This window comes from Shewanella sp. HL-SH2 (assembly GCF_051164935.1).
In the GTDB taxonomy this organism is placed as follows: domain Bacteria; phylum Pseudomonadota; class Gammaproteobacteria; order Enterobacterales; family Shewanellaceae; genus Shewanella; species Shewanella glacialimarina.
In genome coordinates this window covers 2,476,730-2,489,582 of the sequence record NZ_CP195035.1, presented here as the reverse complement: position 1 = coordinate 2,489,582, position 12,853 = coordinate 2,476,730, and the positions used below count along the sequence as shown (strand labels likewise).

Annotated in this window: 9 protein-coding genes and 1 pseudogene; 3 read left to right on the top strand and 7 right to left on the bottom strand. The window is 41.8% G+C overall.

The genetic code is table 11. The features are described from left to right. Positions 1 to 2: 2 nt before the first annotated feature. Positions 3 to 887: a 4-hydroxy-tetrahydrodipicolinate synthase gene (gene dapA / locus ACRWP9_RS10765; protein ID WP_434926014.1), complete on the bottom strand. Its 885-nt coding sequence runs from the start codon at positions 885 to 887 to the stop codon at positions 3 to 5. 349 nt (positions 888 to 1,236) lie between these two features. Between dapA and ACRWP9_RS10760 the strand changes: the two genes are divergently transcribed. Both ACRWP9_RS10760 and bcp read left to right on the top strand, forming a co-directional pair. Next, entirely contained in the window at positions 1,237 to 1,776 is a 540-nt protein-coding gene (locus ACRWP9_RS10760) for a glycine cleavage system protein R (RefSeq protein ID WP_434926013.1), read from the top strand. Positions 1,777 to 1,868: 92 nt separating this feature from the next. Then, complete coding sequence (bcp, locus tag ACRWP9_RS10755; RefSeq protein ID WP_434926012.1) at positions 1,869 to 2,333, top strand: thioredoxin-dependent thiol peroxidase; 465 nt, start codon at positions 1,869 to 1,871, stop codon at positions 2,331 to 2,333. 105 nt (positions 2,334 to 2,438) lie between these two features. Here bcp and ACRWP9_RS10750 read toward each other — a convergent pair whose 3' ends face one another. The 6 genes from ACRWP9_RS10750 to ACRWP9_RS10725 form a co-directional block, all read right to left on the bottom strand. After that, complete coding sequence (locus ACRWP9_RS10750; RefSeq protein ID WP_434926011.1) at positions 2,439 to 4,586, bottom strand: cation:proton antiporter domain-containing protein; 2,148 nt, start codon at positions 4,584 to 4,586, stop codon at positions 2,439 to 2,441. Between the two features lie 443 nt (positions 4,587 to 5,029). Continuing rightward, positions 5,030 to 6,202 (bottom strand): 2-methylaconitate cis-trans isomerase PrpF, encoded by a 1,173-nt coding sequence (gene prpF, locus ACRWP9_RS10745; protein ID WP_434926010.1) that lies wholly within the window; start codon positions 6,200 to 6,202, stop codon positions 5,030 to 5,032. 80 nt (positions 6,203 to 6,282) lie between these two features. After that, complete coding sequence (acnD, locus tag ACRWP9_RS10740; RefSeq protein ID WP_434926009.1) at positions 6,283 to 8,877, bottom strand: Fe/S-dependent 2-methylisocitrate dehydratase AcnD; 2,595 nt, start codon at positions 8,875 to 8,877, stop codon at positions 6,283 to 6,285. Between the two features lie 90 nt (positions 8,878 to 8,967). Next, positions 8,968 to 10,092: a bifunctional 2-methylcitrate synthase/citrate synthase gene (gene prpC, locus ACRWP9_RS10735; protein WP_434926008.1), complete on the bottom strand. Its 1,125-nt coding sequence runs from the start codon at positions 10,090 to 10,092 to the stop codon at positions 8,968 to 8,970. Positions 10,093 to 10,199: 107 nt separating this feature from the next. Then, entirely contained in the window at positions 10,200 to 11,078 is an 879-nt protein-coding gene (gene prpB, locus ACRWP9_RS10730; protein ID WP_434926007.1) for a methylisocitrate lyase, read from the bottom strand. 62 nt (positions 11,079 to 11,140) lie between these two features. After that, complete coding sequence (locus ACRWP9_RS10725; protein ID WP_434926006.1) at positions 11,141 to 11,797, bottom strand: GntR family transcriptional regulator; 657 nt, start codon at positions 11,795 to 11,797, stop codon at positions 11,141 to 11,143. Between the two features lie 279 nt (positions 11,798 to 12,076). On the opposite strand from ACRWP9_RS10725, the pseudogene ACRWP9_RS10720 reads away from it, so the two are divergent. Continuing rightward, positions 12,077 to 12,822, top strand: a pseudogene (locus tag ACRWP9_RS10720) ((Fe-S)-binding protein). Positions 12,823 to 12,853 lie beyond the last annotated feature (31 nt).

Sequence of the window (12,853 nt, the reverse complement as noted above, 5' to 3'; positions counted from 1 at the left end):
TATTATTGCACCTTAATTTGCGCTTTTTTCATAGACTCTAGTAACAGACCATGAAACTGCTCAGAAAGTTCAGTTAATGGCAAACGAATATGCCCATGGGTAATTAGTCCCATACGATGAACAGCCCATTTAACTGGAATAGGGTTTGCTTCACAAAATAATGAACTGTATAAACCACGCAGTGGTTCATCAATTTCAGCAGCCAGTTGTGCATTTCCCGCAAGCGCGGCATCACACATAGCTTTGAACGCATGAGGAACGATGTTATTCGCAACTGAAATAACGCCATTACCACCAGCAAGTAAAAACTCGCGAGCAGTAGCATCATCACCGCTGTATAAAATAAAGTCATCACCACATAACTGACGTAGTAAAGCAACACGGCTGACATCACCAGTGGCTTCTTTCACGCCAATAATATTGCTAACAGAGCATAACTCAGCAACGGTTTCCGGCTTCATATCTACTGCTGTGCGGCCTGGTACGTTATACAAAATTTGTGGAATATCTGTACTCGCTGCAATAGCTTTATAATGTGCGATAAGGCCTTTAGGTGTTGGCTTGTTATAATAAGGTGTGACACCTAACATGGCACTGATGCCTGAATGTTGCATGCCTTTAGTCAGCTCTATTGCTTCAGCTGTAGCATTTGCGCCATTGCCACCAATAATGGGGACTCGTCCGGCGGCAAATTTTACGGTTTGATTAACTACCGCGATATGTTCTTTCATCGGTAACGTGGCAGATTCGCCAGTTGTACCCACTGCAACAATGGCATCGGTGCCTTGATTGATATGAAAATCTACCAGTCTTTCAAGACTTGCATAATCTATTGTGCCATCACTATTCATTGGTGTGATTAAGGCTACGATGCTTCCGTTTTTCATCTATATTCCCCAAGTTTTCAGGATTTGCTATGTTACTGATGCTACCCACTAATGACAAGCATTAGCAGTGCTCAAATCAAAATTACCCGAAAAAGCCATTTCACCTTGATTCGGCATAAAGTAGTAGTATTTTATGCTTTATAGCGAAGAGATTACACATTCTTAATTGTTTTTTTAGACATCCCTCTTTCAGCTGATTAAAATTACACCAATTACGCCAAGTATTATTTTTATTCTATCGTTTTAAGGAGGTTTGTTACGATGATATGATAATATTACTGGTTGCATAGGCGTATAGTATGTTTACAGACGTCAATCGATATTTCATTCGAACAAATGAGGAAAATCCATGACCAACTACCTGGTCGTTACCGCAATGGGTGCCGATCGCCCTGGTTTAGTCAGTCGCTTAGCACGCTTAGCCAGTGATTGTGATTGTGATATCGTTGATAGCCGTATGGCGCTATTTGGTAATGAATTTACTCTAATAATGATGATTTCGGGCTCATGGCCAGCAATTACAAAAATTGAAACCATGCTACCCAGTCTCAGTGTTGAATTAGAGCTGATGACCGTGATGAAACGGACATCAAAACATGTGCCGAAAAATTATGTATCACGCGTTGAAGTGACCATTAGTGGTGAAGACCAACGTGGCACGATGAAAACAATTACCCAATTCCTAGCTGAGCGCTCACTTGATTTGGCCGCAGTACGTTCCCATGCCGATGATAATGAAGGTCTACAAACGCAGTCGATATTCTTAGCGATTAATATTCCTGATAAAGTCGATTTAGCCAAGCTAGAAACATCAATTCATCAATTGGCTGAAGAAATGAATTTAGAGTGCAGTATTAAATTAATGCAAGGCACTACGTCACCGCAGTAACTATTAGCTGAACTTTATTCCATTACCTATCGTATTTTGGTGTAAATCAGGGCCTAGACATACCCCTTCTGATATCTGACAAAGGAATAAATATGAACACCTTAAAAACGGGTGATACCGCCCCACTATTTACATTACAAAACCAATTTAATGAAACTATTTCATTACAAGGCTGCCTGGATAAAGGCCCTGTGTTAGTTTACTTTTACCCAAAGGCATCGACCCCTGGTTGTACTGTGCAAGCGCAAGGCTTACGTGATATTAAGCAACAACTGGATAACCTAAACATTACTGTTCTAGGCATAAGCCCAGATCCAGTTGCTAAGCTACAAAAATTCTCAGATAAACAAGCATTAAATTTTCACTTACTCAGTGATGAAGATCATGCTGTTGCTGATGCATTTGGCGTTTGGGGTGAAAAGAAATTTATGGGTAAAACTTTTGACGGGATACATCGATTAAGTTTTATTGTGGGAACTGAAGGTAAAGTCACTCAGTTCATCAATAAATTCAAAACTAAAGATCATCATGAAGTGATACTTGAACTCTTTAAATAGCATGGCTACTAGATCTATTTAACTACTTTAAATTCCAAAAATGATACGAATAAAAAAGGCTTAGTATTAACTAAGCCTTTTTTAACAACTATTGTATCGTTAATATTAGGATTTTAACGGTGGTTCTTTTTTATCTAAAGACTCAGTCTCATCTTTAACAAGCGAATCATTAAGCACTTCATCATTCGATAATTGAATATCTAAAGTCTCAGACTCTTTCTCAAGTCTAGCCTCTTCAATCAAAGCTGCCTGCTCTTCCTCGAGTAACTTAGCTTTTTCTTGTGCCTCGAACAGAGCTAGCTCTTCCTCTTTACGGCGAGCTTTCTCAATTGCACGTTGCTCAGCTTCCTCTGCTTCACGGATAGCACGAGCTTCAGCAGCCGCTTTTGCTTCTTCTTCTGCTTTAATCTTAGCTAAACGAGCAGCTTCTTCATCTAACGCGCGTTGAATAATTGCTTGTTCCTGTGCTTCTTGAGGTAACAAACTAATTAACTCAATCCCTACGGGTAACTTTTGAGTTTCCGCGGTAATGACTTTTAACTTAGCCTCTTTGGTTATATAAACCAAAGGCATAGCTGTATCACCATAACGCTCACGGAACTTTTCATAACTGAAGTTTTCGGTAATATTAGTGACTTTAAGAACAGCACCTTTAGCCATTAAACTGGCTATTTTGGCATAGCTTATCCCTTCACCAAATAAGCATAACCGCTGTAAATAAGACTCAGACAGTTGATGACGGCCACTGCCAACATTTGTTTCACTATTATTTAGACCATACACTTTTTCCGAGCCAAATAAATCTTGGAAATGGAAACTGACCAAAGGATTCAATTGACGATAAGGAGACATAACTAACACTCTGCCTATACCGCTTAAGTCCATGTAGTTAGTTGCATGTTCAGATGCTGGGTTACCGAAGTAAACAGGAATATTTTCCATACGGGCTTGACGAATACTGTCCCAGTTACTGTCTGCTAGCACAACTTTAATGTTTTTAGCTAATAGCTGGGTGGCTAATTCTCGAGCAAACTTTGAGGCTCCGAAAATAAGTAAACCTTGGTTTGAACCTTCTTTAACCCCTAAAAATTTTGCCCAGGGGCCTGCGGTTAAACTTTGAATAACTACGGTACCAATAATGATAAAAAATACTAATGGCACGATAGAGCTTGCACCGTGAACACCAAGCTCTTCTAATTTAATCGCAAACAGTGATGAAATTGCCGCAGCAACAATACCCCGTGGTGCAACCCAACTCAAAAACCACTTATCTTTTGAGGTTAAATTAGTACCCAATGCTGAGGTCCAAATACTTAATGGACGAGCAATAAGCATAACCACAAACAGCACTCCGAAAGCACCAATACCAAGCCCTAACATAGCGTTAGAATCTAAACGTGCGGCAAGCAAAATAAACAATGCTGAAATAAGCAGTACTGTTAAGGTTTCTTTAAATTCTAGAATATCGGCTATGTCTACACCACGCATGTTGGCAAGCCAGATACCCATTACAGTAACAGTTAAGAGTCCTGATTCATGTTGTAATAAGTTAGAGCCGACGAATACACCCAACATTATCGTTAACACCGCTGTATTACGCAGATAATGTGGGAAGACGTTATTTCTTAGTGCTACACCAATGAAGTAACCCGCGGCTGCCCCTATGCCAAAACCAATCACTAAAGTGAGGCCCAATGCATACAATACGTGTGTTGTAGGATCTGCGGTAACGGCAACATATTCGTAAACTAACACCGCGAATAATGCACCGATGGGATCAATAACAATACCTTCCCAACGTAATATACTGGCTAATTTAGCTTTAGGTTGAACCGTACGCAACATGGGTACAATTACCGTTGGCCCTGTGACAACAACTAACGCGCCAAATAGAAATGCGACAGGCCAATCAAATCCCATAAAATAGTGCGCGGCAGGGGTAATACATGCCCAAGTAATTACTGCGCCTATGGTCACAAGATTAGTCACCATGCGGCTGTGATCTTTAATCTCTTTGAAATTGAGCGTTAATGCTCCCTCAAAAAGAATCACAGCTACACCCAATGAAATGATAGGGAACAATAAATCACCAAAAATTTCATCTGGATTAAGAATATTCAATCCAGGTCCCAGTAACAATCCACATAACAGTAGTGGTAAAATGGCAGGTAATCTTAATTTCCAGCCTGCCCATTGACACAAAAGCGACAATACACCGATTAATGCCAGCATACCCGTGATGTGTTCAACCATAATATTTTCCTTTTCTTATTCTCAATACAAGTTTTCAAGTACTGACTAATTTTTATTTGCATAACAGCTAATCCGCTAAGGATTCACTTATAGTGGCAATAAAAGTCTGGTTTAACCCAATCAATCTGTTGCTAAAGTAACATGACAGTAATTAAGAGGCATAAAAAACCATCACTTACAAGTGAGGTTACTATCAAATTAAATCACTAAGTCAATGATATTAAACTAATAAAAATTACTATTCTGAAAAAATGTCGCCATGTGAAATTATGCATATAAAATACTAATTTCTATCTGTGTTCAAGTCATTTTTAGATCTAAACTATATTTTCTTTTTACGTAATAAAAACAAAATAACATTTTGATTATTAATTGTTTTAAAATAACAAAGCCTAAGACAGTGCTTAGGCTTTGTTATTATACAATGATCAAAACTGGATACGTTAGTCTTGAGGTATACGCACACTACCTTCCATTAATACTCTAGCACTGCGACTCATTATAGCTTTAGTTACCTGCCAGTGACCATCAATCAACTTAGCTTCTGCACCTACACGTAAAGTGCCTGAGGGATGACCAAAGGTAACAGATTGGCGCTCGATGCCGCCAGCCGCAAGATTAACTAATGTCCCCGGTATAGCTGCTGCAGTGCCAATAGCAACCGCTGCAGTGCCCATCATGGCATGGTGCAATTTACCCATTGATAGTGCTCTCACCGATAAATCAATTTCTGTAGCACTAATCGCTTTACCACTTGAACTAATGTAATCGGCTGCAGGTGCAACAAAGGCTACTTTAGGTGTATGTTGGCGAACTTTGGCTTCTTCTAAATGAGTGATTAGTCCCATTTTTAGTGCACCATAGGCTCGAATAGTTTCAAATTTTGTTAGTGCGGCATTATCGTTATTAATCGCGTCTTGCAATTCTGTTCCAGTATAACCAATATCAGCCGCATTCAAAAAAATAGTTGGAATACCAGCATTAATCATAGTTACGTTAAATGTACCTATATTTGGCACAACTAACTCATCTACGATATTACCTGTAGGAAACATCGCCCCTTCACCATCGGCAGGGTCTAAAAACTCAACTTGTACTTCAGAGGCTTTAAACGTCACGCCATCAAGTTCAAAATCACCCGTTTCTTGTACTTCGCCGTTTGTTATCGGTACATGAGCAATAATGGTTTTGTTAATATTTGCCTGCCATATACGCACGATTACGGTGCCATTTTGAGGTACTCGGCTTGGATCAATTAATCCATTACTAATCGCAAATGAGCCTACAGCAGCGGTTAAGTTGCCGCAATTACCACTCCAGTCTATAAAGGGTTTATCTATCGCTACTTGGCCAAATAAGTAATCCACATCATGATCAGGCTGGGTGCTTTTTGATAAAAGAACCACTTTACTGGTACTTGAGGTCGCACCGCCCATACCGTCAGTATGCTTACCATAGGGATCAGGACTGCCAATGACTCTGAGTAATATCTCATCACGTTCAGCGCCAGCCACTTGAGCTGCTACCGGTAAATCAGAAATATTAAAAAAGACTCCTTTACTGGTTCCGCCACGCATATAGGTAGCGGGTATTTTTATCTGTGGTTTAAACGTCATATTTTATCCTTAAAAAAAGCGGTGATGGTAAGCCCATACACCGCCTCTTTCTGATGATTGATTATTTCTTCATGCAAAAATTACTGCGCAGCGCTTGACTCTAGAAAGTCTTGCGCAAAACGTTGTAATACACCGCCAGCTTCATAAATAGACAGCTCTTCAGCCGTGTCGACACGACACTTCACCGCAATCGTCACTTGCTCACCGTTTTTACGCGTCATGATCACATCTAACATCGCTCCCGGCTTACGCTCGCCAACCACATCATAGGTTTCTGTGCCATCAATCTGATAAGTATGACGATTATGACCTGCTGTGAATTCAAGCGGTAACACGCCCATACCGACTAAGTTGGTACGGTGAATACGCTCAAAGCCTTCGGCAACAATCACTTCAACGCCAGCAAGTCGCACGCCTTTTGCCGCCCAGTCACGTGACGAGCCTTGACCATAATCCGCACCAGCGATAATAATCAGTGGCTGCTTGCGTTCCATGTAGGTTTCTATCGCTTCCCACATGCGAGTGACTTGGCCTTCTGGCTCAAGGCGCGCAAGTGAACCTTGCTTCACCTTGCCGTTTTCCTGCACCATTTCGTTAAACAGTTTAGGGTTAGCAAATGTGGCTCGCTGGGCAGTTAAGTGATCGCCTCTGTGAGTGGCATAAGAGTTAAAGTCTTCTTCTGGCAATCCCATTTTGTGTAAATAGGCGCCTGCTGCACTGTCTAGCATAATCGCATTGGATGGCGATAAATGATCCGTAGTGATATTGTCACCGAGTACCGCTAATGCACGCATACCTTTCATGGTGCGCTCACCCGCTAAGGCTCCGTCCCAATAAGGTGGACGACGAATATAAGTGCTCTGCGGGCGCCAATCATACTGTGGGTTTACATGTGTGCCATATTCAACTTTAATGTCAAACATCGGCTCGTAAACTTTGCGGAACTGCTCGGGCTTAACGCTAGCTTTAACAACTGCATCGATTTCTTCATCGGTTGGCCAAATGTCTTTCAACGTCACCGCTTGACCTTGGTTATCGATGCCTAAGATATCTTTTTCAATATCAAACCGAATGGTACCGGCAATGGCGTAAGCTATCACTAATGGCGGCGAGGCTAAAAACGCTTGTTTAGCGTAAGGGTGAATACGTCCATCGAAGTTGCGATTACCCGATAGCACAGCCGTTGCGTACAAATCGCGATCAATCACTTCTTGTTGAATAACCGGATCAAGCGCGCCGCTCATGCCGTTACAGGTGGTACAGGCAAACCCAACAATACCAAAACCTAAATTTTCAAGCTCAGGTAACAAGCCTGCTTCTTCTAAATACAATTGCACTGCTTTAGAGCCTGGCGCAAGTGATGATTTAACCCAAGGTTTACGTAATAAACCACGTGCATTGGCATTTCGTGCTAATAGTCCCGCTGCAATCATGTTGCGAGGGTTGCTGGTGTTAGTACAGCTAGTAATGGCGGCAATAATCACGGCACCATCGGGCATTTTACCAGGCTCGTTTTCAACTACACCACTAATACCGCGAGCAGCAAGCTCAGAGGTTGGAACCCGAGAATGCGGATTTGAAGGACCGGCAATATTACGGCCAACCGACGATAGGTCAAAATGCAGAACACGCTCATATACAGCATTCGTTAACGTATCAGCCCATAAACCGGCTTGTTTGGCATAGGTTTCAACTAATTTAACTTGGGCGTCTTCACGACCAGTTAATGTTAAATAATCAATAGTTTGCTTATCGATATAAAACATCGCTGCTGTGGCGCCGTATTCAGGCGTCATGTTGGTAATGGTGGCGCGATCGCCAAGGGTTAAATGGGTGGTACCTTCACCATAAAACTCAAGATACGATGACACTACTTTTTGCGCACGTAAGTATTCGGTTAATGCTAATACAATATCGGTAGCGGTAATGCCAGGTTGTGGCTTACCCGTTACTTCAACACCCACAATTTCCGGTAAACGCATGTAAGATGCGCGGCCCAGCATCACGCTTTCTGCTTCTAAACCACCTACCCCAATGGCAATAACACCTAACGCATCTACATGTGGTGTATGGCTATCGGTGCCCACTAAGGTATCAGGAAACGCCACACCATTTTGAGCATGTACCACTGGCGACATACGTTCTAAGTTAATTTGATGCATGATGCCGTTACCAGGCTGGATAACATCAACATTTTTAAACGCCGTTTTAGTCCAATTGATAAAGTGAAAACGGTCTTCATTACGACGGTCTTCAATAGCGCGGTTTTTATCAAACGCGTCCTTATCAAAACCGGCATGCTCAACAGCCAGTGAGTGATCGACAATCAATTGAGTCGGTACTACTGGGTTTACTTTAGATGGATCGCCCCCTTTTTCAGCAATCGCATCACGCAGACCCGCTAAATCAACTAAAGCGGTTTGACCTAAAATATCATGACATACCACACGAGCGGGATACCACGGAAAGTCGAGATCACTTTTACGTTCAATCAACTGCTTTAACGAATCAGTGAGCATATCTGGCGCACAACGACGTACTAAGTTCTCGGCAAATACGCGAGAACAATAAGGCAGTTTGGCATAGGCACCAGGTTCAATTGCGTCGACAGCCTCTTGGGTGTCAAAATAATCTAATTGGGTGCCCGGTAAGGCTTTACGGTATTGAGTATTCATAACTTCATCCACAATAAACATCAAACTAATAAGCGCTAATCTACAACGAAAAAAGCCGAGTCATTATCATTATCAGACTCGGCAAGTTAATTAGCGTTGACTAATTGGTACCACTTTACGTGGCTCACTGCCTACATAATCTGCACTTGGACGAATAATGCGGTTGTTAGAGCGTTGCTCCATCACATGTGCAGCCCAGCCTGTTAAACGTGAACACACAAAGATCGGTGTGAATAACTTAGTTGGAATGCCCATAAAATGATAAGCAGAGGCATGGAAGAAGTCTGCATTACAAAATAGCTTTTTGCTGTCCCACATAAACTCTTCACAGGCGACAGAAATGTCATATAATGAGGTGTCACCATTTTCTTGAGCCAACTTTTCAGACCAGGCTTTAATGATCACATTACGTGGATCAGACACACTATAAATAGCATGGCCAAAGCCCATGATTTTTTCTTTACGATCTAGCATACCCGCCATTTGCACTTTGGCATCGGCAGGTGAGCTAAACTTTTGGATCATATCCATTGCAGCTTCGTTAGCGCCACCGTGAAGTGGACCACGTAATGAACCAATCGCACCAGTCACACACGAATACATATCAGATAAGGTTGAAGCACATACGCGCGCGGTAAAGGTCGATGCGTTAAACTCATGCTCAGCATAAAGGATCAAAGACACATCCATTACCTTACGATATTGTGCTGATGGCGTTTCACCACGTAATAATTTAAGGAAATGACCGCCAAGTGATTCTTCATCACTAGTACAGTCAATTTCTACACCTTCATGGCTGTAGCGATACCAGTAACACATAATCGCAGGGAACGCGGCAAGTAAGCGATTAGATGCTTTATGTTGCTGAGTAAAATCAACTTCTGGCTCAAGGTTTCCTAAAAACGAGCAGCCCGTACGCATAACATCCATTGGATGAGCATCAGCAGGAATAAGCTTCAATACCGCTTTAAGGGCGTCAGGTAAATCACGTTGCGCGGTTAACTCTGTTTTGTAAGCACTTAATTGTGCTTGAGTTGGTAACTCACCGTTAAACAGTAAATAAGCCACTTCTTCAAAGGTGGCGTTGTCGGCTAAATCCGCGACATCATAACCACAATAAGTCAGTCCAGAACCTGATTTACCGACTGTACATAATTTTGTTTCGCCAGCACTTTGACCACGTAATCCTGCGCCCGATAATTTCTTGTCTACCATGATATCTTCCTTCTTATGCTTGTCGCGATTAAGCCAAGCTTAATCGCGATTGTAGGGTATTTTTTATTCTAGTCGTAAAAATGGTTCACACTTTTATTACCGGGTGATTATTTATTTTTGCCTTCGGCAAATAGACTATCTAGCTTTTGCTCATAATCGTGATAGCCCAAGTAATCATATAAATCCATCCGCGTTTGCATGGTGTCCACCACCGCTTTTTGGTCACCATCGGTTAAAATAGCACTGTAGACATTTTCAGCCGCTTTGTTCATCGCACGGAATGCACTTAATGGGTATAGCACCATAGATGCACCCCACTCGCCTAATTGCTGTTTATTCCATAATTCAGTTTGGCCAAACTCAGTAATGTTAGCCAAAATTGGCACATCTAATGCGTCAGCAAAGGCGCGATAATGTGCTTCGGTTTTAATCGCTTCAGCAAAAATACCGTCTGCACCTGCTGCTACATAGGCTTTAGCACGTTCGATAGCGGCTTCTAACCCTTCTTGAGCAAACGAGTCTGTGCGCGCCATAATGAAAAAATCAGGATCTGTGCGGGCATCAACCGCCGCTTTAATGCGGTCGACCATTTCTTCTACAGGCACAATTTCTTTATTTGGGCGATGACCACAACGTTTTTGCGCTACTTGATCTTCCATGTGCACAGCGGCTGCACCCGCTTTTTCCATATCGCGAATGGTTTTGGCAATATTAAATGCACCGCCCCAACCCGTGTCGATATCCACCAATAAAGGTAAATCACACGCTGATGTAATACGTTGCACATCCACTAACACATCATTCAAAGAAGTCATGCCAAGATCAGGCAAACCATATGAGGCGTTTGCCACGCCACCACCTGACAAATAAATGGCTTGATGGCCAATTTGTTTTGCCATCATGGCTGAATAGGCATTGATCGTACCGACTATTTGCAATGGTTTATTGGCCATTAGTGCCTGGCGAAATTTTTTACCTGCGCTCATATTCTTTCCTTGTGTGTATTAACAATCTTGATTCGATTATCGGTCATCATAATTATCGATGACTAACTTAACTTGGCTTCAATACTATTTTTTGAATACATGATATGGCGACGCATTAACATCTCAGCGAGTTCTGCATCACGATTAGCAATGGCTTTTACAATATGTTTATGCTCATCATAGGCGGTGGTTACTCTAGGTCCCGCCATACCAAGCTGCACACGATACATGCGCACTAAATGATAAATACCATCAAATAACATACTGATTAAATGCTTATTTTTGCTACCCAGTATGATTCGATAATGAAAATCGACATCGCCCGCTTCCTGATAATAAGACTGCCCGTCTTTGACTTCATCAAAATGGCATTGCAGTAGTCCCATCAAATCATCAATTTCTTCATGGGTCATATTCACAGCCGCTAACCTTGCGGCCATGCCTTCTAATGACTCGCGCACTTGATAAAGCTCTATCAACCCTTGAGGACTCAGTGCGACCACTCTAGCCCCGATATTTGCCTTGCGCTCCACTATGTGACAAGCCTCAAGGCGATTGATTGCTTCACGGATAATCGCACGACTAACCGCATATTTTGTCGACAATTCTGTCTCACTGAGCTTTGAACCCGCCGCAATTCTGCCTTCAACAATATCGTCTCTAAGCAAAATAAAGGTTTTATCTGCTGCTGTTACTGGCTTTTCATTAGCGAGGAGCATGCTTTTAACTCAATTAACAATTCGTATGTCGACAATATAGCAGCAAATGAGTGATAAACAACCCCAAAAACCATACATTGTCGACATAATGGTATTTTTATTGTTAATTACGACTAATTGATGAGGTTATAAACCCATCTTTTAATATTTAGTCGACAATCCTAAGGTTAAGTTTCAAAAATGAAAATATCCTGACGGTTCATTACTATTTTGTCTGAATCACTCAATAGTATTGGCAAAGTAGATTAATAGTATCCGTGATTATTGAAGTCAATGAATATGAAAATTGCACTGTTTATTCCCTGTTTGGTTAATCAAATGATGCCAGATGTAGCGATTGCCACTTTGTCATTATTTGAAAAATTGGGCATCAAGTGATATTCCCTGAAGGCCAGACCTGTTGTGGCCAACCTATAACAAACTCAGGCTGTTTTAACGAAGCACGCAACACCTCACCCAAATGACTAAATGCGTTTAAAGGCGAGGAATGCGATGCCATTGTCTGCCTAGCGGCATCTTGTTTAGTCGCCGCTAAAGAAAACTTGCATGAGTTAGATAAAAGCCAAGCGGCACAAGATATGATCGATAAACTGTATGAACTTACGGAATTCTTACACGATATAAACCAATAGCGTCATTTAAACATAAATTTGATCATACAATTAGCTTACAGATGAGTTGTCATGGACTGCGTATGCTTAACTTAGCGACGCCAAGTGAATCAATGGGACCACTATTGAATAAAGTCGAAGCTGTACTGCAAAACATCCCAGGTATCAATATTGTTTATCCCGCACCACGCGATGAATGTTGCGGTTTCGGCGGTACCTTTGCGGTTGATGAAGGCGCTGTGTCAGCCAAAATGGAAAGATAAAGCCCATGCTGCCATCCGTGCACAATATGTTATTGGGTTCGCCCCTTTTTGTTTACTGCATCTTGATGGCATGATCAATCGGGTATTCAGACGGGTTTCTAGTTTGGCAATTTTACGGCTAACCGTTGACACTGGAATATTTTGTAACTGACTATAACCTGCGAAAAGCAGACAGCACTGCC